General features: G+C 38.4%; 20 protein-coding genes and 1 tRNA gene. 9 read left to right on the top strand and 12 right to left on the bottom strand.

Annotation, left to right across the window (positions count from 1 at the left end; all coding sequences use genetic code 11):
• Positions 1-37: 37 nt before the first annotated feature.
• Complete coding sequence (locus H6F45_RS26600; protein ID WP_242052637.1) at positions 38-256, bottom strand: hypothetical protein; 219 nt, start codon at positions 254-256, stop codon at positions 38-40.
• Between the two features lie 228 nt (positions 257-484).
• On the opposite strand from H6F45_RS26600, the gene H6F45_RS15465 reads away from it, so the two are divergent.
• Together H6F45_RS15465 and H6F45_RS15460 are read left to right on the top strand one after the other, a co-directional pair.
• Positions 485-1,102 (top strand): hypothetical protein, encoded by a 618-nt coding sequence (locus H6F45_RS15465; RefSeq protein WP_190347621.1) that lies wholly within the window; start codon positions 485-487, stop codon positions 1,100-1,102.
• 68 nt (positions 1,103-1,170) lie between these two features.
• On the top strand, positions 1,171-1,353 hold the full coding sequence (locus H6F45_RS15460) for a hypothetical protein (RefSeq protein WP_190347620.1): 183 nt from the start codon (positions 1,171-1,173) through the stop codon (positions 1,351-1,353).
• Positions 1,354-1,498: 145 nt separating this feature from the next.
• On the opposite strand, the gene H6F45_RS15455 is transcribed toward H6F45_RS15460, so the two are convergent.
• From H6F45_RS15455 to psbZ, 3 genes are all read right to left on the bottom strand, one after another.
• Positions 1,499-1,570: transfer RNA gene (locus H6F45_RS15455), tRNA-Gly, on the bottom strand.
• 216 nt (positions 1,571-1,786) lie between these two features.
• Positions 1,787-2,344, bottom strand: coding sequence for a 6,7-dimethyl-8-ribityllumazine synthase (gene ribH, locus H6F45_RS15450; RefSeq protein WP_190347619.1), 558 nt, complete (start codon positions 2,342-2,344; stop codon positions 1,787-1,789).
• 182 nt (positions 2,345-2,526) lie between these two features.
• Positions 2,527-2,715, bottom strand: a complete 189-nt coding sequence (gene psbZ / locus H6F45_RS15445) for a photosystem II reaction center protein PsbZ (protein WP_096568955.1) — start codon at positions 2,713-2,715, stop codon at positions 2,527-2,529.
• Positions 2,716-2,961: 246 nt separating this feature from the next.
• Here psbZ and H6F45_RS15440 point away from each other — a divergent pair, with 246 nt between their 5' ends.
• From H6F45_RS15440 to H6F45_RS15420, 5 genes are all read left to right on the top strand, one after another.
• Entirely contained in the window at positions 2,962-5,679 is a 2,718-nt protein-coding gene (locus H6F45_RS15440) for a CBS domain-containing protein (RefSeq protein ID WP_190347624.1), read from the top strand.
• A 680-nt stretch (positions 5,680-6,359) separates the two neighbouring features.
• Positions 6,360-6,683 (top strand): DUF6825 family protein, encoded by a 324-nt coding sequence (locus H6F45_RS15435; protein ID WP_137666737.1) that lies wholly within the window; start codon positions 6,360-6,362, stop codon positions 6,681-6,683.
• 138 nt (positions 6,684-6,821) lie between these two features.
• Positions 6,822-8,507 (top strand): AarF/ABC1/UbiB kinase family protein, encoded by a 1,686-nt coding sequence (locus H6F45_RS15430; RefSeq protein WP_137666745.1) that lies wholly within the window; start codon positions 6,822-6,824, stop codon positions 8,505-8,507.
• Between the two features lie 18 nt (positions 8,508-8,525).
• Positions 8,526-9,260, top strand: coding sequence for a PP2C family serine/threonine-protein phosphatase (locus H6F45_RS15425; RefSeq protein WP_096568968.1), 735 nt, complete (start codon positions 8,526-8,528; stop codon positions 9,258-9,260).
• Between the two features lie 738 nt (positions 9,261-9,998).
• Positions 9,999-10,196: an NblA/ycf18 family protein gene (locus H6F45_RS15420; protein WP_096568971.1), complete on the top strand. Its 198-nt coding sequence runs from the start codon at positions 9,999-10,001 to the stop codon at positions 10,194-10,196.
• 408 nt (positions 10,197-10,604) lie between these two features.
• On the opposite strand, the gene H6F45_RS15415 is transcribed toward H6F45_RS15420, so the two are convergent.
• On the bottom strand, positions 10,605-10,868 hold the full coding sequence (locus H6F45_RS15415) for a hypothetical protein (protein WP_190347618.1): 264 nt from the start codon (positions 10,866-10,868) through the stop codon (positions 10,605-10,607).
• Positions 10,869-11,007: 139 nt separating this feature from the next.
• Here H6F45_RS15415 and H6F45_RS15410 point away from each other — a divergent pair, with 139 nt between their 5' ends.
• Both H6F45_RS15410 and H6F45_RS15405 read left to right on the top strand, forming a co-directional pair.
• Entirely contained in the window at positions 11,008-11,208 is a 201-nt protein-coding gene (locus H6F45_RS15410) for a HEAT repeat domain-containing protein (RefSeq protein WP_137666739.1), read from the top strand.
• A gap of 360 nt (positions 11,209-11,568) precedes the next feature.
• The gene (locus H6F45_RS15405; RefSeq protein WP_190347617.1) at positions 11,569-12,333 is read left to right on the top strand and encodes a DUF4058 family protein; all 765 of its coding nucleotides are present in this window, start codon (positions 11,569-11,571) and stop codon (positions 12,331-12,333) included.
• A gap of 346 nt (positions 12,334-12,679) precedes the next feature.
• On the opposite strand, the gene H6F45_RS15400 is transcribed toward H6F45_RS15405, so the two are convergent.
• The 7 genes from H6F45_RS15400 to H6F45_RS15370 form a co-directional block, all read right to left on the bottom strand.
• A complete protein-coding gene (locus H6F45_RS15400; protein WP_137668040.1) occupies positions 12,680-13,087 on the bottom strand; it encodes a hypothetical protein in 408 nt (135 codons plus the stop codon).
• A 255-nt stretch (positions 13,088-13,342) separates the two neighbouring features.
• Positions 13,343-14,563, bottom strand: coding sequence for an anhydro-N-acetylmuramic acid kinase (locus H6F45_RS15395; protein ID WP_137668041.1), 1,221 nt, complete (start codon positions 14,561-14,563; stop codon positions 13,343-13,345).
• A 137-nt stretch (positions 14,564-14,700) separates the two neighbouring features.
• Positions 14,701-15,780 (bottom strand): universal stress protein, encoded by a 1,080-nt coding sequence (locus tag H6F45_RS15390; protein WP_190347616.1) that lies wholly within the window; start codon positions 15,778-15,780, stop codon positions 14,701-14,703.
• 21 nt (positions 15,781-15,801) lie between these two features.
• On the bottom strand, positions 15,802-16,401 hold the full coding sequence (kdpC, locus tag H6F45_RS15385) for a K(+)-transporting ATPase subunit C (RefSeq protein WP_096568989.1): 600 nt from the start codon (positions 16,399-16,401) through the stop codon (positions 15,802-15,804).
• Between the two features lie 133 nt (positions 16,402-16,534).
• Entirely contained in the window at positions 16,535-18,643 is a 2,109-nt protein-coding gene (gene kdpB / locus H6F45_RS15380; protein WP_190347615.1) for a potassium-transporting ATPase subunit KdpB, read from the bottom strand.
• Positions 18,644-18,832: 189 nt separating this feature from the next.
• Complete coding sequence (gene kdpA, locus H6F45_RS15375; RefSeq protein ID WP_137668037.1) at positions 18,833-20,518, bottom strand: potassium-transporting ATPase subunit KdpA; 1,686 nt, start codon at positions 20,516-20,518, stop codon at positions 18,833-18,835.
• A 514-nt stretch (positions 20,519-21,032) separates the two neighbouring features.
• Positions 21,033-21,722, bottom strand: a complete 690-nt coding sequence (locus H6F45_RS15370) for a response regulator transcription factor (RefSeq protein ID WP_137668036.1) — start codon at positions 21,720-21,722, stop codon at positions 21,033-21,035.
• Positions 21,723-21,765: the final 43 nt, after the last annotated feature.

The raw sequence follows: 21,765 nt of genomic DNA, 5'->3' as shown, positions 1-21,765 counted from the left end.
ACTTATATCTGCAAATTGTAAACCTAATAACAATATGCTATACATATAAGGTAGCGTTACATACAAAAACCATGAAAAATAGAGTAAAGGAAATCAGAAAAAATAAAAACCTCACCCAAGAAGCTATTGCTGAATTTTGCCAAGTTTCTATACCTACAATCAAGCGACTAGAAAATAACAGATCATCGAGAATACAAGTCTCCTTGTTAAGTCCACTTTGCAAAATTCTTGACTGCAAGCTAGATGAAATATTCATAGTGAACTCAGATTAGTTAAACTAATCAAACATAGTCCCAAATAGACAGATCAAAAAAAACAGACAGAATCCAAAACCCTTACTATATATAGATTCTGTCTATTCGTCCCTAGACAGATCCGCCCCAAAAAAGCATAAAATATTTAAATAGAACCTAAAGAAAAATAACCTAAAAATAACAAGATAACTTGGTATACTATAGGGACAAACTTAAACAAGGTGCTACTTATGAACTTACAAGACTTAGAACTGGCAATTGCCGAAGCTACCCAAAAAATAGAAGAAATCAAAGCTGAATTACTTGCAGCTAAACAAGCAAAAAAAGAATTAGAAAAGAAACAGAAAACCATAAAAAAAAATATTGATAAAGCGGCTAAACTAATAAAACAAACTAGCGAACTATCAGGAACTAGCCAAGACGACATTATAGACGCTATCAAAGTCGAACTTGACAACCATATAGCCGAAGCTGCTAACCCAGTTGACAATGATAGCGCCATAACCACTGCTGATCAGGCTGCAAGCGACGCTCATCTTACACAAGCTACAGATTCGCTTAAACACTTACAGCCCCAAAATGCAGACATTACAGCGCACGATACCCAACTAGATTTTATAAAAGAAGAATTAGAAACAAGACTAACCTTACTAACCCTTGGCGAACGCGCGATAATAGCTAAAAACCTAAACCTAAAAAATAGCAGTGACCTTTATAACTATTTAGCCGATGCTAACAAACAAGAGATAGATATACTAGTTAAGGAACTAGACGGAATTACCCCAAAAATCACTCCAAAAACTACCCCAAATTTGCCCCAAAAATATATCCATCCACTAGCAGCATAACCCACATATAACCATTGACTATATTAAATTTATTTGTTATACTTATAGGAGTTTACCGAACAATCGCAATGGATAGCCAAGAAATAGATAACAAATTAGCTGAAATCGAAAAAAACCATCCCTGGTTTAACGGTTCTAACAAACCAGTCACAAAAGAAAAAAGTGAACCCTCACCAATACCCACATTCTCACCAGAGATCGAGAAAAAAATAGAAGAAGTTGCGAGAGTCCATCCCTGGTTTAGGCGCTAGGCGCTAAAAATAAAAAAATCCCTGACCTCAACAGTTAGGGATTTTTTTTGGATTTTATTTTTTGGGGCATTTTTGGGGTAAAATTGATTTATTGGCGATTGATATGGGACTGGAAAAAACCCTAAAACCCTTATGGAGCAACAAGAGCGGGTAACGCGACTCGAACGCGCGACATCAACCTTGGCAAGGTTGCGCTCTACCACTGAGCTATACCCGCGACCTCAACATAATCTTAGTATTTCAGATTTATCTAGGTTTGTCAACCCCTATTGGAAATTTTTTTTTGAGAAGTCAGGAGTCGTAGGGGCGAAGCATTCGGACAAAAATATTGGGGAAAAATCGAGAATTGATCACCCGAATGCTTCGCCCGTACAGGAGGCAGGAGTCAAGAGTCAGGAGGTAAATATTTCTCCCCATCTCCCCAAACTCTCTTTTAAACTACTTCTGACTGTACCAATTTTTGGACTGATGCTGGTAAAGACTGAGAGTTACTGGCATAAGGTTCTGCTAGGTTGGAACGTAGTTGACGCATCAAACTGGCCATTTCTATGGCATTCATGGCATAATCCCAGCCATGATTACTTTTAATCCCTGCTCTTTCCAATGCTTGCTGCATGGTATCTGTGGTCAAAATGCCAAAAATCACAGGTACACCAGTTTGAAAGCTGGCTGCTGCAATACCCTTGGCTACTTCAGCAGATACATAATCAAAATGGGGTGTTTGTCCTTTAATTACCGCACCCAAGCAAATTATGGCATCATAACGTTGAGAGAGTGCCAACTGACGAGCGACGGTAGGAACTTCAAAACTGCCTGGAACCCATACATAATCTACTTGATTGCCTTGGGGGTCAGGATCTATACCGTGACGTTTTAGGCAATCTTGACATCCTTCTAAAAGCTTAACGGTAACTAGATCATTGAATCGACCGATCACCATTGCAAACTTTAAAGGTTCTGTTTGAGTAAAGTTGCCCTCAAAAACTGCCATGACTGCCTCTTATAACTATACTTCTTAGCCAATACATTTTTCTGGATGGAAATAAAGGAGCAGGAAAGCAATATCAGCACGGAAAAAGAACAAAGAAATTTTTGCTTCCCTTTCCTGTGAGTTCAGCTTTTCTGCTCCTCTGGTTTTTATGTTATGTGTGAACGCTTGTGTGCAGCCGTTGTCTACACCACAAAAAAGTTTAATAAACCAACTAAAAGCACTAAAGCAATCCAAACACCAGAACCAACCCACAGCAGCTTTTTAGATTCCACCCAGTTTTGAGGGGTTGCGTAAGCAACAGGAACACCAATAACCAGGACGAAGGACATCAGAACGAGAGATACTAAAGCAAATTGGAATACTATGGTCATTTTTACTTTTCCCAACACAGCGAAATCGTAACTTTCACCAAGACTGTCACGATATGATAGACAGACTAGGCTGATCAGTGAACCATTTAATTTAGGTCTTCTGAACAATTAATATTTTAAAGCTGCTTTGTAACAGTTGATCAGTTATTAGGAAAGAGGTAATGGGTAATGGGTAATGGGTTATTAACCTCCCCCTGCTCTCTTTTCTGTCCCCAGTCCCCAGTCACCAGTCCCCAATCACCTATCATGGATATAATTCTTTGTCACACAACTGCTGATTTTGACGCTTTAGGGGCGGCTGTGGGGTTAACTTGCCTCAAGCCAGGAAGTAAGATTGTCTTAACTGGGGGATCTCATCCACCGGTACGAGATTTTTTGGCTTTGTATCGGGATGAATATTCACTGATTGAAAGACGTTCTGTAAATCCTGAAAAAATACGTTCTTTGATGGTTGTAGATACTCAACAGCGCGATCGCTTAGGAAAAGCTGCTGTATGGTTAGATTTACCGCATATTCAAGAAATCATAGTTTATGACCATCATTTAACACAAGATAGCAATATTCCCACCACAAAATTATATATTGATAAAGTCGGTGCAACGACCACTTTAATGGTGGAAGAATTACAAAAACAGCATATTTCTATTAATCCTGCTCAAGCAACAGTAATGGCTTTGGGTATTCATGTTGATACAGGTTCTTTAACTTATGATCAGTCTACGCCCAGAGATGCTTTGGCTTTAGCTTGGTTGATGCAGCAAGGGGCAAGTTTATCTGTAATTGCAACTTACCGAGATCCAGGTTTATCTCCCCAACTACAAAAATTATTAACTCAATCTTTGGAAAATTTAGAATATATTTGTTTCCGGGGATATACCATTGGACGAGTTACTCTCAAAACTGATAATTTTGTACCTGGTTTATCAGCTTTAGCATCAGAACTGGTAGAATTAACAGAAATAGATGCTTTACTGTTAGCCCATGAATATCTTTTAGAAGATGGAGAAGTTAGATTAACAGTAATTGGTAGAAGCCAAATTACCCATACCAATCTTAATCTTTTATTTCAACCTTTCGATGGTGGTGGACATTCTCAAGCTGCATCTTTCAATATTAGAACCACTGATTCACAATCAATTTTACAACAACTATTAGCAGGGTTAAAATCACAAATTCCCCATCCTCCCACAGCCAGAGATTTAATGTCTTCTCCTGTGCGAACTATTCGCCCAGAAACCACTATTGCTGAAGCTCAAAGAATTTTACTGCGTTACGGACATTCTGGTTTATCTGTTGTCAATCATCAAGATAAATTAGTGGGTATTATTTCTCGACGTGATTTAGATATTGCTTTACATCACGGATTTAATCATGCACCAGTTAAAGGTTACATGACCACTAATTTAAAGACCATTACGCCAGACGCTACCCTACCACAAATTGAGTATTTAATGGTTACTTATGACATTGGACGTTTACCAGTTTTAGAAAATGAAAATCTCGTTGGTATTGTCACTCGTACTGATGTTTTAAGGGAACTGCATCAAAGTGATATAAGTGATGAAGAAATAGATCAAAAAAGCGAAAATAATATTACATTACCACAATTACAAGCTAAATTAAAGCCGCAACTTTGGCAATTATTAAATATAGCATCTCAAGCAGCTGAAAAACGTGGTTGGCATCTTTATTTAGTAGGTGGTGCAGTACGTGATTTACTATTAGCAGAAGGACAAACTGGCACATTAATGATTAATGATATTGATTTAGTGGTAGATGGTTTTCATCAAGCAGCGGATGTGGGTGCAGGTGTGGAACTAGCAAAAGTATTGCAGGAAGTTTATCAAAATGCACGTTTAGAAATTCATGGTGCATTTCAAACTGCTGCTTTATTATGGCATAAACACCCAGAATTAAATTCATTATGGGTAGATATTGCCACTTCAAGAACAGAATTTTATCCTTATCCCGCAGCTAACCCAGAAGTTGAAGCTAGTTCTATTCGTCAAGATTTATATAGAAGAGATTTTACAATTAATGCAATGGCATTAAGGTTAACATCTCCCCGTAGCGGTGAATTATTAGATTTTTTTGGTGGTTTATTAGATTTACAAGCTAAGGAAATCAGAGTTTTACACCCTAACAGTTTTATTGAAGATCCTACTCGTATTTATCGCGGAGTTCGCTTTGCTGTGCGGTTTGGATTTGCCATTGAACAGCGAACAAAAGAGTATATTAACTATGCCATAAATAGCGGAGTTTATGACAGAACAACTCAAGAAAATGTCAAAACTCCCGCTTTACAAACTCGGTTAAAAACTGAATTAAAACATATTGTAGAAGCTCCCTATTGGCAATCTGCTTTACAATTATTAGATGATTTGGGTGCTTTACAATGTATCCATCCTACCCTAAAATTAGATATTTATATTTTACGAGAATTACGTTTATTGGAAAAATTAATTATCATATATTTGCGAAGCTGTGAAAAACAACAAATATTACATCCTTTTTTACATCCTTGGCAAATGCGTTTAGAGTTATTAATTGCCCATTTAGAACCGCAATATAGAACAAAAGTAGCTAAAAATCTACAATTAGCTGATGATAGTATTAATAGATTAAAGAAATTAGCAGAAATGCAAACAGAGGTAATTTCATTATTACCAAGTTGTGAATTACCGAGTCAAATATTCCACTTATTGAAAAAATATGATGCACCAACTTTAATGTTAGTTGCCTTGAAAAGTCCCCGCCAAGTTAGACGGAAAATCTGGTATTATTTAACTAATTTGGCAAATGTCCAACCTTTGTTAAATGGCAATGATTTAAAACAATTGGGGTATAAACCCAGTCCGATTTTTAAACAAATTTTGGATGATTTATTGACTGCTACTCTTGATGGTACCATTAAGGATGAATCTGAAGCGCGGGAATTTTTAGCTAAACATTATCCTCGTTAATTTTAATATTGCCAGAATCAGGATGTCCAAGATTTGAGGATTTTCAGGATGTTGATTTAATGTTGATTTAAAAATTAGTAATTTGAATTAGTAATTTATATGTGAAAAAGTGCTGTTACCTAATTCTGAAAAATTCCACCTTAAACACCAACAAAAAATTAATCAATTACCATCCTGTACATCCTTTAATCCTGGTTATCCTGATTCTGACAAATTCTATTTTTTAAAACGAACCACAGAGTCACATAGAACACAGAGAAAAACAACATCATGTAAATCCTTAAATCCAGGAAATTCTGATCATGATCTAAAAATCATCTGCGTTCATCTGCGTTTAATTTTTGATATTTAATATTTAATCCTGTAAATCCTCTAATCCTGGACATCCTGATTCTGACAAATCCTGATTGTGACAATTTAAATTTAATTATTCTACTTAATTTAAATTGAACTAATAAATATTTAATATTAAATTAAATATATTGCAATAAATATTTACGTATGTATTCATAATTATTTAGATATTAAAATTATTTAATAATTCCAGTATTTGAGGGATTACCAGCTAAAATTATACAAATTCATTAGCGTCCCAATACTGATAAAATTCTGAATGATAGTCAACACCTGATGCTGAATGCAAGTTATAATTTTCTTGCGGAGCAACTTTACAAAAATTTATGAGTAATCCTCTTGTGCAAGCCTTTTTTGTAGGCAGAGCAGTAGCAGAAGTAATTAATGAGCGTGTAGAAGTCGCCTTGACCGATGCTTTGAGCGAACTGGGTAAATTTGATGCTGAAGCCAGAGAACAGTTACGCCAGTTTACAGAGGAAGTCATAGCACGAGCTAATCGGGCTGCCGAAGCCTCAGCAACTGGAACAACCAAAGGTAGCGGTGCATCTGGTGTAGGTTCAACAGACTTACAAGCAGAAATTGACGAATTGCGGGCAGAAATCGCCTTATTACGCACTGAATTACAAAAATATCGCAGTGCGTCAAAATAGATAAAGGGAACGGGGAACGGGGAACAGGGAACAGGGAACAGGGAAAAATAACATTTATTACCCATTACCCATTACCCATTACGAAGAGTGTCTGTTATTAGTGGAGATTCCGTGAATACCCAACGGTACGAAAAAAATATGGAACAAGGTTATTCAGGTAAGGCTTACCGTTGGAATCGGGAAAAATACTCTAGCAAACGCCGTTTTGTGGATATTTGGTCTTTTGTTCTGACTTTAATGTTCAAAATTTGGCGGTATAATAAAGCTTGGAGTTATCCTGGGGGTGTAACGGAAGCTAAACAAGCTGCTAGACGTAAAGCCCAAGCTATCTGGATTAGAGAGACCTTTTTAAATTTGGGACCGACTTTTATTAAAGTTGGTCAGCTGTTCTCTACCCGTGCTGATATCTTTCCTAGTGAATACGTGGAAGAGTTATCTAAGTTACAGGATAGAGTACCAGCCTTTAGCTATGAACAAGTAGAAGCAATTATTGAGCAGGAGTTAGGTAAAAAAATTCCTGAACTATTCCACAGTTTTGAACCAGTTCCCCTGGCTGCTGCTAGTTTGGGACAAGTTCACAAAGCTGTGTTACATTCTGGAGAATCGGTAGTTGTCAAGGTGCAACGTCCGGGACTCAAAAAGCTGTTTGAAATAGATTTACAAATTCTCAAAGGTATTGCCCGCTACTTCCAAAATCATCCTAAATGGGGACGGGGACGAGATTGGATGGGTATTTATGAAGAATGTTGTCGCATTCTCTGGGAGGAAATTGATTACCTAAATGAAGGGCGCAATGCTGATACTTTTCGCCGCAATTTCCGCGCTTATAACTGGGTGAAAGTACCCAGAGTTTATTGGCGTTATGCTACTTCTAGGGTCATTACTTTGGAATATGTTCCCGGAATTAAAGTGAGTCAATATGACGCTTTAGAAGCTGCGGGTGTGGATCGGAGAGCGATCGCTCGTTATGGCGCTCAAGCATATTTACACCAATTACTAAATAACGGTTTCTTCCACGCTGATCCCCACCCTGGTAATTTGGCAGTTAGTGCCGATGGTGCTTTGATTTTCTACGACTTCGGGATGATGGGAACAATTAAATCCAATGTCCGCGAAGGATTGATGGAAACTTTGTTTGGCATCGCTCAAAAAGATGGCGATCGCGTGGTACAGTCTCTGATTGATTTGGGTGCGATCGCACCAATAGACGACATGGGTCCGGTGCGGCGTTCTGTCCAGTATATGCTGGATAACTTCATGGATAAACCTTTTGAATCTCAATCAGTGGCCGCCATCAGCGAAGACCTGTATGAAATAGCTTACAATCAACCATTTAGATTTCCAGCAACTTTTACCTTTGTCATGCGGGCTTTTTCTACCCTGGAAGGGGTGGGAAAGGGTTTAGACCCAGAATTTAATTTTATGGAAGTTGCCCAGCCTTATGCAATGGAACTTATGACTAATAGTAGTGGTTCAGAGGGGAATAGTTTCTTGAATGAATTAAGTCGTCAAGCAGTACAAGTCAGTAGCACTGCTTTAGGTCTACCACGTCGATTAGAAGATACACTGGATAAACTAGAACGGGGTGATATTCGTCTGCGGGTTCGTTCCCTAGAAACAGAACGTCTGTTAAGGCGACAAACTAGTATTCAAATGGGAATGAGTTATGCTTTGATCATCAGTGGATTTACAATTTCTGCTACGATTCTTTTGGTGAATCATTATGTATGGTTAGCAGCAGTAGCAGGTTTAATTGCTGCCGGAGTTTCACTTGTACTTCTCCGCCTAATTTCACGCCTTGACCGTTATGATCAGAAGTATTAATTATTGCTGCACAAATTTATGAAACTTAACTTCGTCGGTTTGACCGATCCAGGACTTATTCGTTCTAATAATCAAGATGCTTACTATATAGACCCGGAAGGACGGTTTTTTATAGTTGCTGACGGTATGGGCGGTCATGCAGGAGGAGAACAGGCCAGTCACATTGCTACCCAAGAAATTCGGGGATATTTAGAAAAAAATTGGCAATCTTCTGAATCTACGCCAGAATTATTAAAAAACGCTTTATTGTTCGCTAATGAAGCAATTTTGCAGGATCAGCAAAATCATCCTGAACGTGCTGATATGGGGACTACTGCTGTTGTAGTGGTTTTTCGTGATTCAGATTTACCTTGGTGCGCTCATATCGGCGATTCAAGATTATATCGTTATCGGAAATCCCAATTAGAGCAAATCACAGAGGATCATACTTGGGTGGCCAGAGCTATCAAAATAGGCGATATCACTGAGGAAGAAGCTAGAGTTCATCCCTTCCGTCATGTTTTATCTCGCTGCTTGGGACGTGAAGACTTGCATCAGGTTGAAGGACAACCACTAGATATCCAGGTTGGCGATCGCTTACTTTTATGTAGTGATGGACTCACGGAAGAACTCGTCGCTCCCCAAATTAAAACTTGCCTTGACAATTTTCCCGTATTGGATAAAGCTGCTTTCTCTTTGGTTGAAGCAGCAAAAGAGGAAGGTGGACACGACAACATTACTGTTGTCCTTGTAGTTGTTGAGGAAAATTCATAATAGGGAATAGGGAATAGGGAATTAGGGATTGCTGATAGCGTAGCGTGGCGTTAGCCATATAAATATGAAAACTTTACGAAACTGTCACCTGTCACCTGTCACCTGTCACTGGTCTTTCACAGATAACTTTTTCAGCAAACCCTAATTATCTATTCTTCCCATATCCCTATCTTCCAATGCCCAAAAACCAACAAAGTAAATATACTCAGCATTTTGTTCAATTTGAGCATTTTTTATGTTAGCAAATTGCTAAAAATATCTTTAAGCCTTTCAATTCACCTGATGAGGCTAAATTTACATTAGACTTCTCCGAAAAAGACGTAGAGACAATTCATGAATTGTCCCTACCAAAGGTTTCAGGTTATGCTTATGTAATTCTCGGAGATATCTATTATTTAGAAAATTGAAATTTTGAAATTATCGCCCTTGTTAGTCCCAACTGCAAGGATCAACAATCAAGCTCAAATAAATCTACTGTAAAAATCCTTGATTGGTCCATAAGTCTATTTACATAAAACCTGCTTTCAGGAATCATGGGCTTAAAACATTAGATTTAAACGCAAGATTTAGAAACAGAAAAATTAACCGCAAGGTACTGGGCAATTTGTCAAACAATTGTTATCTTTCTTAATACAGAGGAAAAACAAATGCTGAAAACAAATATCAGCCCAAGTCTCACACCCTTGGCTTTTCTGTCACCAATATCACTGTTAAGCGTTGTTTTTTGAGGTTTTAACTATGAATCAACCAATAGAGCTTTCCTTGGAACAGCAATTTAGCATTTGTTCATTTGCTACACAGGTCAAGAACATGAGCCATGAACAAGCACAAGAGTTTTTGGTTAAACTCTATGAACAAATGGTTGTAAGGGAAGCAACTTATAAAGAGCTTCTCAAGCATCAGTGGGGATTAGATTCAGGTTCCACTATGGCATAGAGTAGGTTTGCTTTTGTCGCAGTGGGCGACCTCCTTCTCTTGCTTGGTTCCACCAGCGGAAAAAAGCTGGGGATGTTGGGGCGTCAACTTCGATTACCAGTCACCTAACTCTTGATCTCACAGGATCTGACACAGGTAAATTCAGTAATCATATTTCAGTCTAATAATGCCCAGACCAATTTTGTAGAAGATGCTATTGTATATAGCTGAAACTAATTTAGTGGAATACAAAAATTACCCAAAAAGCTCATATCTCAAAGAATAGAGCCGTTTGTTGTTTGCTTCCTCCTGCTGCCAAGGATGTCGACATCTTTTTATTATGTCGAGAGTGCAGTTAAGTTTAGCTTTCCATTTTATATAACTATAATTTGCGTTAATCAAGAAATTTTATTTACAAAACTTTACTTATTATCCAGATATATCAAAGGATGAACCAGTATCACTTGTTTGCAGTTTAGCTAATATTTGCCGTTTTATCTTTTCATACTCCTGTTTGAGAAAATTTTTACTAACTTGAGCATCTGCGGATGATGTCAATACTTTGCTGATTTCTAGCCACTCTTGCAGTCTTTCGCGTTGAATAGGGGCAATACTAGAGGAAAGAACATGAGTGCAGTGACCTTCCAGGAGTGAGTTTAGTGATTTGTTTCTGCCACGGGAGGGGATTGTCATTAACTGGAGTTTAGACTAAGCCATGAAAAATGACCCAGCATGGCTGAGTTAATCAGAGACTTAGGGAAACTATGAATAATCTTAGGTATTAAACAGCAACAGATGGTTCTTTAGGTGGAAGTGACACTGTTTTTTTAACATGAAAGATGAACATTGGCAAGTGCGAAAATTTACACTTCAAGTATTACAAAAAACGCCCGATCAAAATTTATTACCTGATTTGATTCAAGCGTTAACAGACGAATATTCTGATGTGAGAAAAGAGGCAGCCATAGCACTTGGTAACTTAGATAATGTTGATGCTTTAAATGCTCAGGTAGAAATCCTGATGAAGCTGTAATGTTAAGTAAAAATCCGTTACAAGTTGCAGAATAATTTAATATGTTACTGAATAGTTGTCGTCTAGCATTCTTAACTAAATGGGTTTTTATATTGAATTACACTCTTTTAGTTTAGCAAGTGGAAGTCACTAATAATTACACATATTAGTTAATTTTAATCATTCTAAATCCCATCTGATTAGGTGGATTAAATGAGAGGTTATATCGCAATACTGCTCACTTAACTAAATATACTTTAGGTTATGCTATCACTAAACTCGCCCCAGGCATAGTATAATCCAAAAAAATTGTCAAGCCAACCTACAGAGCGATAAAATAATTCTATCAAAGGAGATGTAAATAAGTTGGAGACATTGCAAATGCAAAATCCATTTCCTGGTATGAATCCGTATTTAGAACAACCTGAATTATGGCATCAAGTACATAACCGTTTGATTGTCGCTATAGCTGATGATTTAACTCCTCAAATTGCCCCTCAATACAGGGTTTCTATTGAGGAGCGAGTTTACACAAGTGTGGATGATATTTTTCTAGTGGGAATTGCTGATGTAGCTGTTGCGAAAAGAAATAATAATGCAGAAACTGGGACAACTTTAACTACTACAAAACTAGCAGAACCTAGTAAAGTTAAAGTTCCCATGTATGAAGAGGTAATTGAGCGATTTTTAGAAGTGAAAGCCACACAAAGCCGGGAAGTAGTGACTGTAATTGAAATACTTTCTCCCAAAAATAAACGCTCTAAGGAAGGTAGAACTGTTTACGAAAACAAGCGACAAAAAATTTTAGCATCTGCTACTAATTTAGTGGAAATTGACTTATTGAGATTAGGTGAATCTTTACCAATTCTAGGAGCAACTAAAAGCGATTATCACATTTTAGTTAGCCGCAGTCATCAACGACCAGATGCAGACCTTTACAGTTTTGATTTACAAGATCCTATTCCTGTGTTTCCCGTTCCTTTGCGTTCAGGAGAAAATGAACCTGTGATTGATTTACAGAGGTTACTTAATGAAATCTATGAACGGGCTAGATTTGATTTAGCAATTGATTATTCACAAGTTCTAAAACCTGCTTTATCTTCTGATCAGGAAGCTTGGGTAAGGGAGATTTTGGATAATATGTAGACAGTGTAATTATAGGTGATGCTTTAGCTTGCGACCTTTCCTAAAAAACTGTCGAAAGAATTGGTATTGATTAACCCATTTTCTATCAATACTCGACGTACAGCTACCAAATGCACAGGTTGAACATAAGCCTGTTGTGAACGCATATCTCTGCGGCTGCGACAAGCGATCGCAAAACTTGTACTGCATCCCGATATAGGGCGTTCTATACCGGAACTTGAAAATGTCCGTGAACTTGTAGCTGGTGAATAAACCGGCTCATTCCCTGCTTTCCATTTAATATTACAACCAATACAACGCTTTGCCCTTACGACTCCTGACTCCTGACTCCTGACTCCTGATGTATTTACTTGACTTGACGTTCTAGGCTGGCCTCCATGGTACTAGTGAGAAAATGACCTGCTAAGATACCGCTAGTCAGGTAATAACTATCTTCTGAAATCTGGTGTAAAGTTTCAAAACCGCTGCGACGTTCGCGATCGCCCAGGACCCAATAACGCTGTACGATGGTATCTGGGCAAATCCAACCTTCACCTTCAATCAGTCCAAATATATTATGCTGAAGCAAAAAAGTATATTGGCGATCGCCTTCATGCAGTCTACCTTTATATTGGCAAGATATTTCTGAACGATCGCCACCAGGAAACACCAACTTTGTCGCCATAGAAAACCAATCATCACGATCCCAAACTACCAAAGTCATACCTTTAAAGCTGATCGGCATACTATTTCTTTCCAACCAACTTCCTTGCATGGTCCAGCGTCCTGGTTCCAACAAAAAACTGTGAGCTACCTTATAAATTCCTTTAATTTTTTCAACAACAATAATCTTAGGAGTCAGGAGTCAGGAGTTATTGATTTTGGATTTTGGATTTTGGTCAAGCAGTGAGTTCTTGGGGGTTTCCCCATGAGCAACTGCTGTTAGCGTAACGTGCCGGAGGCATCACCCGAAGGTATTGTTTTTGTGATTTCCAATCTAAAATCTAACATCTAAAATCTAAAATTTTCCTCACTTATCACCTGTCACCGGATGTACTTCTCCTAAAACCACTTCTTGATCTGCTCCAGTTGCAACGGGTAAATTACCAGGAAGACCTAACTGTCTCCAGTAGGCTAAAATAGCGAAAGCGATCGCTTCTTTAAACTCTGCACTTACCCCGGCTTCATCTGTAGTTAAAACTTTTACTGATTTCAACAATAACTCTAACCTGTGTTTTAAGTAAAGATTCTGACTACCCCCTCCACATAATAATAAACATTTTGGCATTCGCGGTAAAAAAGCATGGTAACTATTAACAATCGAAGCAGCCGTGAGTTCTGTAATTGTTGCCAGCACATCTGCCGGACTAAGTTGATATGCTTGACAGTCTTGTAAACACTGATGTAGATAAGTTACACCAAATAACTCCCGACCCGTAGATTTAGGGGGTGGTAAACGAAAATAATCTTGACTTAGCCATTTTTCTACCAATGGATAACAGGGACTACCACTAGCAGCCCAACTACCATTTTCATCATAACTTTTAGCACCATTGCTAAAATATTGCACTGCCAAATCCAAGAGACTATTTCCAGGACCAGTATCCCAAGCCAGAATTTGATTTAACCAGTCATCACGCCGGGGAGGTAGATAAGTTACATTGCCAATACCACCAACATTTTGAATACAACGTGCTTCCTGGGGATGACTCAGTAAATAGGCATCGACTCTAGGAACAAGAGGCGCACCATGACCACCAACAGCAATATCAGCCACACGGAAATTACTAATAGTAGTGATGCCTGTCAGGCGAGAAATTAAAGCACCCCGGCCAAGCTGCAAACTGTAACCTAATGATTGGGGATAGGGGAATGGTGACTGATGACTGGGTAAAATATTTCCTGAAACAGAATTTTCTGAAATAGAAAATCCTGGAGGTCGATGGTAAACAGTTTGACCGTGAGAACCGATAAGGGTGGCAGGGGGATAACCGACTTGAATATTTTGGGCTGCTTGGGCAAAAACAAGAGCGATCGCATCATCTATGGCTGCCAGTTCTGCCATTGAGATAGGCGCACCACCACAGATCGCCAATATTTTTTCTCGTAGTGCAGCAGGGTAAGGATAGGTTTTCCCGGCTAATAATTCAACTTTCAGATCCAAATCTGTACCAACAATTTCTACCAAGGCAGCATCTATCCCATCCACAGATGTGCCACTCATTAAACCTATAACACGAGTCGGGTGCATTGACAGAGATTCTGGTGTGATTTTCAAAGGTAGTTTAACTTAAATGTTACCTTGATGAAAACCATTTATACAATCGTGAATCTGTTAATTCCTGATTTAACAAATATTCTGACTCCTGACACCTGACTTTTAAATTTCTAATTTTTCCCAGTGGCAATAATATGTAAATCAATATTTTTTAGCAAACCCACCAATTTTTGAATTAAAGAACCTTTCAGCAGAATTTCCCAACGAGAACGCCTACTCGCACCAATAACTATCTGAGTAATACCATATTTTTCTGCGACTTCTACAATTGCCTTAGCAATATTACTATTACTTACCCGAATAAAAATTCCATTAAATTCTTTACATAAATTTTCACAAATATCAACGTGTAGGCTTTCTTCTTTAGTTAGAAAATGATCAGGATTAGCCACAAATAAAACATACAAAGGAGCATTTATATAACCAGCTAATCTTGCGCCCCGACGTAAAAGTTGTACAGAATTAGGGTAAGTAGATACACAAACTAAAACTCTTTCGTGAACACTAAAACTTTGACTTTTCTGTATACAAGCAATGGCATCTTCTTCTACACTATCAGCAACTTCCCGTAAAGCTAATTCTCGTAAAGCGATTAAATTACGTCTTTGAAAAAAGTTATCTAAAGCTGATTTAATTTGATCATGGGCATATATTTTGCCTTCTAATAACCTTTCTTCCAAAGTTTCTGGTGTTACATCTACAACAACTACCTCATCCGCCACTTCTAAAAGTTTATCGGGGACTCGCTCACGCACAACTACACCCGTAATTCTTGCTACTATATCATTAAGACTTTCCAGGTGTTGAACATTCATAGTTGAGTAGACATCAATACCTGCTGCCAAAACAACTTCCACATCTTCATAACGTTTTTCTTGTGGTGAACCAGGAACATTAGTATGGGCAAGTTCATCGACTAATACTAATTGAGGACAACGGTTAATAATTGCCTGAGTATCTATTTCTGGTAACATTAAATCACCAAGAGACCATAATTTTGGCGGTATGATTTCTAAACCTTCAGCTTTTTCTGCCGTTTCTTTTCTACCATGAGTTTCTAACAGTCCGATAACAACATCAATACCTTCCTGTTTGAGTGCGTGTCCCTCTTCCAACATTCGATAGGTTTTACCTACCCCTGGAGCCATGCCAATAAAGATTTTGTGTTTTCCTCGTCCTTGGAAATACATAGAATCAGTGTCAATTGATTATTAATTTTGCTGACGGTTAATTTCTTGCAAATCTAGAGCATAATTTAAACGCAAAACATTAACTCCTGGTTCACCAAAAATACCTAAAAATCTGCTATCAGTATACTTATTAATTAAAGGGATAATTTCATCTTCTTTAATACCCCGTGCTTGTGCAACTCTGGCTAACTGCTGACGTGTTGCCTTCAAAGAAATATGAGGATCTAAACCAGAACCAGAAGAGTAAATTAAATCAGCCGCAGGTTGTATATTTTCATCTTGAAACTGAGTTGCTTCTTCAATAATTCTCTTAGTTAGTTCTGAATTACTAGGAGCAAGATTACTACCCCCTGATATACCAGTTGGTCTAGCTATTCTACCTTGGCTATATCTCACAGCACTGGGACGACTCTGAAAATATTTATCTGATGTGAAAATTTGACCAATCAAAGATGAACCAATGGGTTGAGCATCTATATTTAAAACAATGCTGCCATTAGCTGAAGAAGGGAAGGCGAACTGACCAACGCCTAATATTGCTACAGGATAAATAATTGCTGTTAACAACCAAAGTAATAAAATCATCCGCATAGCGCGGATAGTTTCTCGAATAAACACCATAATTGGATCTTAGATTTTAGATTTTAGATTTGGGATTTTGAACTTGGTACTTGGTAGTTGGTAATTGGTAGTTGGAAAAAATAAAATTGATTACCCAGTCGCCAGTCACCAATCACCAGTCACCAGTCCCCGATTAAGCTAAACCTGCAACTGTAATTAGCATATCTATGAATTTAATAGCAATAAATGGAGCAATTACACCACCTAAGCCATAAATAAAAATATTGCGTTGCAGAAGTTGATTGGCTGTTAAAGGCCGAAATTTGACACCCTTCAATGCTAAAGGAATCAAAATCGGAATAATCAAAGCATTATAAATCAGTGCCGATAATACAGCCGAATTCACACTGGTTAACTTCATAATATTCAAGCCTTGTAAATTAGCAGATGCAAAAATTACTGGTATAATGGCAAAATATTTAGCAATGTCATTGGCGATAGAAAATGTCGTCAATGCCCCACGAGTAATCAATAATTGTTTACCAATACTAACGATATCAATGAGTTTGGTAGGATCAGAGTCTAAGTCCACCATATTAGCAGCTTCCTTAGCAGCTTGAGTACCCGTATTCATGGCTACACCAACATTAGCTTGAGCTAAAGCAGGAGCATCATTAGTTCCATCTCCGGTCATGGCCACCAGTTTACCTTCTGCTTGTTCCCGCTCGATGACGCTGATTTTATCTTCTGGTGTAGCTTCGGCGATAAATTCATCTACTCCTGCTTCTTTAGCAATAACAGAAGCGGTGATGCGGTTATCTCCAGTTAACATCACGGTACGGACTCCCATGCGCCGCAGTTGCTCAAAACGTTCGCGGATACCAGGTTTAACAATATCTTTGAGATAAATCACCCCATAGATTTCATTATCGAGACAAACAGCTAAAGGCGTACCTCCTTGATGAGAAACTTCCTCATAAGCATTATCTAATTCTGGAGTTTCCCGTCCATTGCGAGAACGAACAAAGCCTTTAATTGCCCCCACCGCACCTTTTCGTGCCTCATGTCCACCAGGAAAGTTAGTGCCACTGATGCGGGTTTTGGCAGAAAATTCTACTCCTTGGGCTTGTTTGCGGTCTATATCAAATTTTGCGCCAAATTTTTCTGCCAAGCGGATAATAGATTTACCTTCTGGAGTATCGTCAAAGATACTGGCAGCTAAAGCCACATTAGCAATTTCCGACATTGAGTGACCGTTGATGGGTATAAAAGCTTCTGCTAAACGGTTTCCCAAAGTGATTGTACCTGTTTTATCTAAGACTAAAGTATTTATATCTCCACAGACTTCCACTGCCTGTCCTGAAGTAGCAATGATGTTAAATTGGGCGACTCTATCCATACCCGCAATACCAATAGCACTAAGTAAACTGCCAATGGTGGTAGGTATAAGTGCAACCAAAAGGGCAATTAATACGGTAACGCTCACAGGACTGTTGACATAGTAGGCAAAGGCGGGCAAGGTGGCGACTACAAACAAAAATGCCAAGGTCAGCACTGACAGTAAAATTGTTAAAGCAATTTCATTAGCTGTTTTAGTGCGTTCTGCCCCTTCTACTAAGTTGATCATCCGGTCAATAAATCCTTTACCGGGGTCAGCAGTAATACGGATGATTAATTCATCGGAGATAATGCGCGTCCCACCGGTTACAGAACTGGCAACATCTGAACCTGATTCTTTGAGGACTGGGGCTGATTCACCGGTAATGGCTGATTCATCAACAGAAGCGACACCCATAATCACTTCCCCATCGGCGGGGATGATATCACCAGCAACTACATGAACGGTATCGCCTTTTTTCAGTTCCGTGGAAGGGATTTCTGTGATTGTGCCATCGACGACAATTTTTTTGGCTATGGTTTCTGAACGGGTAGATCGTAAAGCATCGGCTTGGGCTTTACCTCTTCCTTGTGCCAATGCTTCGGCGAAATTGGCAAAAAGCACAGTGAAAAATAAGATAACTGTAACTAAACCGTTGAAAAGCTGGGGGTTTTTCTGGGTGACGGGTCCAAATATGGGGGGATAAATTGTGGCAGCTAGGGTAATGACTGTTCCCAACCACACCAAAAACATGATGGGATTTTTAATGGCATATTGGGGAGATAGCTTCACAAAGGTATCTCTGATTGCCCTGATGTAGAGTCCTTTGGTACTAATCCGCCGTGTTTTTTTACGTTTGATACGTCGATCGCGGGGACGCAAACGAGAAGATTTCGGTCTTGGGGTAGTTGCAGCAGAGTTCATAAAGGGTGATTGGTGATTGGTGATTGGTGATTGGTAATTGGTGATTGGTAATTGGTGATTGGTAATTCAATTTTGGATTTTGGATTTTGGATTTTGGATTGTTTTTGTTATCCCCAATCTAAAATCTAAAATCTAAAATCTAAAATTTTTCTCCCAGTCCCCAGTCACCAGTCACCAGTCCCCAGTACCCTAACTTCCAGATGCTAATTTTAAACCTTCGGCGACTGGACCAAGGGCTAAAACTGGGAAGAAAGTGAGGACGGCTAAAATTATGGCTACAAAAGCTGTAACGCTGGTAAATAGGAAAGAGTCGGTTTTGAGAGTACCACGAGTTTGGGGAACTTTTGGTTTACGGGACATACTATCAGCTAATAGGATCAGGGCAATAATGGGAATGTAACGCCCTGCTAATATGCTGAAACTGCTACTCAAGTTCCACCATAAAGAGTTGTCTTTCAACCCCTCTAGTCCAGAACCATTGTTAGCTGCCGCTGATGCGTATTCATAAACTACTTGGGAAATACCGTGAAAACCGGGGTTACTGATTCCTGATAGGGATATGGGATAAGCTAGGGCGATCGCACTAGGCACTAATACTATGATCGGATGAATCAGTAGGACGACGCTGGCCAGAAATATTTCCCGTTGTTCTATTTTGCGTCCTAAAAATTCGGGGGTGCGTCCTACCATTAACCCAGTTATAAAGACGGTCAGGATCAGATAAATAAATAGGTAGGCTGTTCCTGTTCCTTGTCCTCCCCAGATTATCTGTACAAATAAATTGAATAAGCTAGAAAATATACCTTGGGGCATTAAGGAATCGTGCATTCCGTTAATTGCACCGGTCATGGTAGCGGTGGTTGTCACCGCCCAAAATGCTGTTTCTGCCCAGCCAAATCTTACTTCTTTTCCTTCTAAATTCGGTAGTTCTGTATTTAAAGCTTGGTTAATAATGGGATTTCCTTGCAGTTCACCCACTGCTGTAACCCAGATCATAACTATGAAGATTACAAACACCATCCAAAACAGTAACCAAGTTTGTTTCTGGTTATTGGCAAATACACCGTAGGTATAAATTAAGGATGAGGGAATTGCCATCATGGCAATGATTTCTAGTAAATTAGAAGCACCATTGGGATTTTCAAAGGGATGGGCTGAGTTAGCTGCAAAAAAGCCGCCGCCGTTGTTGCCTAACAGTTTGATAATTTCAAAGGAAGCAACAGGACCTCTGGCTATGTACTGTGTTCCTCCGTCTAGGGTTTGGACAACTAAAGTACCTTCTAATGTTTGTGGTACACCTAAAGCCAGGAGAGCGATCGCCCCAATAATTGAAAGGGGCAACAATATCCTAGTAATGGCAAGGGTAATATCAACGTAAAAATTCCCTAACTTTCGACCTGTTAACCCCCGAATAAATGCTATTCCTACTGCTAAACCAGTTGCTGCTGAGGTGAACATTAAAAAGCCTAAAGCTGCTGTTTGGCTAAAATAGCTTAATGTTGTTTCCCCTATGTAATGTTGCTGGTCAGTGTTAGTCAAAAAGGATATGGTAGTATGTAGCACTGTATCCCATGTAGGCATTACTAAACCGTTGGGATTCCAAGGCAGTATTCCCTGAAAAGAGATTAGTAAATACACAGAAATTGCCATGATTAAGTTACTACTGATGACTGCCCGGATATACTGCCAAGCTGTCATCTCCTCTTTTTTACTTACACCCCCCACTAGGTAGAAAATTTTTTCTATCGGGTTCATGATGGGATCAAGTATTGTGCTTTCTCCCAAAAAAACACGGGCTATGTATTGTCCCAATCGGGGTGTGATAGCTATGACAATACATAGGGTTAACGCAATTTGTAAAAAACCTTGTCCCATTTATTTATTACTCGATTACACTGAAGTTATAGCCAGTCAATATTGAAAAAATCACCGAAGTTACTCTTACATTAGATTGCTAGGTTTGGATAATGTCTCAATATCACCTCAATTTATCAATCTTGTTTTACTATTTTCTGGATGTTTGTGGGATTTAGTATTAAGAATATTTCATTTTTACTATTACTCATCTATTTTGCTGGTTATATTACTGATATTTTTTTATACAAAAAATGCAGTAAGCTTATACTTTCAAAAATATAAAAACTCCTGATAATTTTATTACATCTTTATTGGTTCCTAGTATAAGACTACACTTTTAATATATCGGATGCCAACCATAACAAAGGTTAGCAGATAATTATATTCTCTATTTCCGAGTTTTGGTAAAAATTATTAGTTGTGCAAGAAGATATAGGGAAATTATATATGTTGGCACATAGAGATTGTAAACAGGAATACAAGGGTTATTGGTTATGCCAATGTTGATTTTTGATTTTAGATTTGATTATTGTTATAAATTCTGAATTTTTACTGGATGACTAATTAACTGTTTTTGTAAAGCTACGGTAACAGCAGTCTGGCGATCGCCAACTCCCAATTTATGTAAAATAGCATGAACATGAACCCTCACAGTACCGGTGGTAATATAAAGAATTTCTGCTATTTGATGGTTAGTTTTTCCTGCCACTAAAAGTTGGAGAATTTCTATTTCTCGATGGGTGAGAGGATTGAGAGTTTTTGAGTTATTTTCTGAAGATAAATGAGCAGAATTTAAAGTCAAGGAAGAACGAATTGCTTGAGTTGCTATTTCATCCCACCAAGATGCACCAGCCGCGACAGAACGGAGAGCTAAAATCAATGTTTCCGCAGCTACACCTTTGAGACAATAACCTTGAGCGCCCGCAGTAATTAACTGTGTAATTAGAGATTTTTGAGAATGGGAAGTAAGAACTAAAACTGGTAAATTAGGGTATTTTTGTTTAATTTGATAACAAGCATCAAGACCGCCAATTCCTGGTAAACCAATATCTAATAATACCACATCCAGGGAATATTTATTAACTAAATCAATAGCTGTTTCTCCATCTTCAGCTTCAGCGATAATCTCCAAACCAATTTCCTGTTGCAATCGTACACGCAAACCTAAACGAAAAAGTTCATCATCTTCAACAAGCAGAATTTTAATAGTGGTAGAAGACATTTTACCTAGATATTAGATATATTTAAAACTTCAGCAGACTGAA

The organism is Sphaerospermopsis sp. FACHB-1194 (assembly GCF_014696235.1).
In the GTDB taxonomy this organism is placed as follows: Bacteria; Cyanobacteriota; Cyanobacteriia; order Cyanobacteriales; family Nostocaceae; genus Sphaerospermopsis; species Sphaerospermopsis kisseleviana.
The sequence above is the reverse complement of the archived record's forward strand: the minus strand, read 5'-3'. Positions and strand labels throughout refer to the sequence as shown.

Coding starts and splice junctions, on each gene's coding strand:
- H6F45_RS15430 (WP_137666745.1), top strand. CDS start 6,822: ATGGAACAAGGTTATTCAGGTAAGGCTTACCGTTGGAATCGGGAAAAA.
- H6F45_RS15395 (WP_137668041.1), bottom strand. CDS start 14,563: ATGCACCCGACTCGTGTTATAGGTTTAATGAGTGGCACATCTGTGGAT.
- kdpB (WP_190347615.1), bottom strand. CDS start 18,643: ATGAACTCTGCTGCAACTACCCCAAGACCGAAATCTTCTCGTTTGCGT.
- kdpC (WP_096568989.1), bottom strand. CDS start 16,401: ATGGTGTTTATTCGAGAAACTATCCGCGCTATGCGGATGATTTTATTA.
- H6F45_RS15400 (WP_137668040.1), bottom strand. CDS start 13,087: ATGCAAGGAAGTTGGTTGGAAAGAAATAGTATGCCGATCAGCTTTAAA.
- H6F45_RS15390 (WP_190347616.1), bottom strand. CDS start 15,780: ATGTATTTCCAAGGACGAGGAAAACACAAAATCTTTATTGGCATGGCT.
- H6F45_RS15435 (WP_137666737.1), top strand. CDS start 6,360: ATGAGTAATCCTCTTGTGCAAGCCTTTTTTGTAGGCAGAGCAGTAGCA.
- H6F45_RS15420 (WP_096568971.1), top strand. CDS start 9,999: ATGAATCAACCAATAGAGCTTTCCTTGGAACAGCAATTTAGCATTTGT.
- H6F45_RS15460 (WP_190347620.1), top strand. CDS start 1,171: ATGGATAGCCAAGAAATAGATAACAAATTAGCTGAAATCGAAAAAAAC.
- ribH (WP_190347619.1), bottom strand. CDS start 2,344: ATGGCAGTTTTTGAGGGCAACTTTACTCAAACAGAACCTTTAAAGTTT.
- H6F45_RS15425 (WP_096568968.1), top strand. CDS start 8,526: ATGAAACTTAACTTCGTCGGTTTGACCGATCCAGGACTTATTCGTTCT.
- kdpA (WP_137668037.1), bottom strand. CDS start 20,518: ATGGGACAAGGTTTTTTACAAATTGCGTTAACCCTATGTATTGTCATA.
- psbZ (WP_096568955.1), bottom strand. CDS start 2,715: ATGACCATAGTATTCCAATTTGCTTTAGTATCTCTCGTTCTGATGTCC.
- H6F45_RS15370 (WP_137668036.1), bottom strand. CDS start 21,722: ATGTCTTCTACCACTATTAAAATTCTGCTTGTTGAAGATGATGAACTT.
- H6F45_RS15440 (WP_190347624.1), top strand. CDS start 2,962: ATGGATATAATTCTTTGTCACACAACTGCTGATTTTGACGCTTTAGGG.
- H6F45_RS15410 (WP_137666739.1), top strand. CDS start 11,008: ATGAAAGATGAACATTGGCAAGTGCGAAAATTTACACTTCAAGTATTA.
- H6F45_RS15405 (WP_190347617.1), top strand. CDS start 11,569: ATGCAAAATCCATTTCCTGGTATGAATCCGTATTTAGAACAACCTGAA.
- H6F45_RS26600 (WP_242052637.1), bottom strand. CDS start 256: ATGAATATTTCATCTAGCTTGCAGTCAAGAATTTTGCAAAGTGGACTT.
- H6F45_RS15415 (WP_190347618.1), bottom strand. CDS start 10,868: ATGACAATCCCCTCCCGTGGCAGAAACAAATCACTAAACTCACTCCTG.
- H6F45_RS15465 (WP_190347621.1), top strand. CDS start 485: ATGAACTTACAAGACTTAGAACTGGCAATTGCCGAAGCTACCCAAAAA.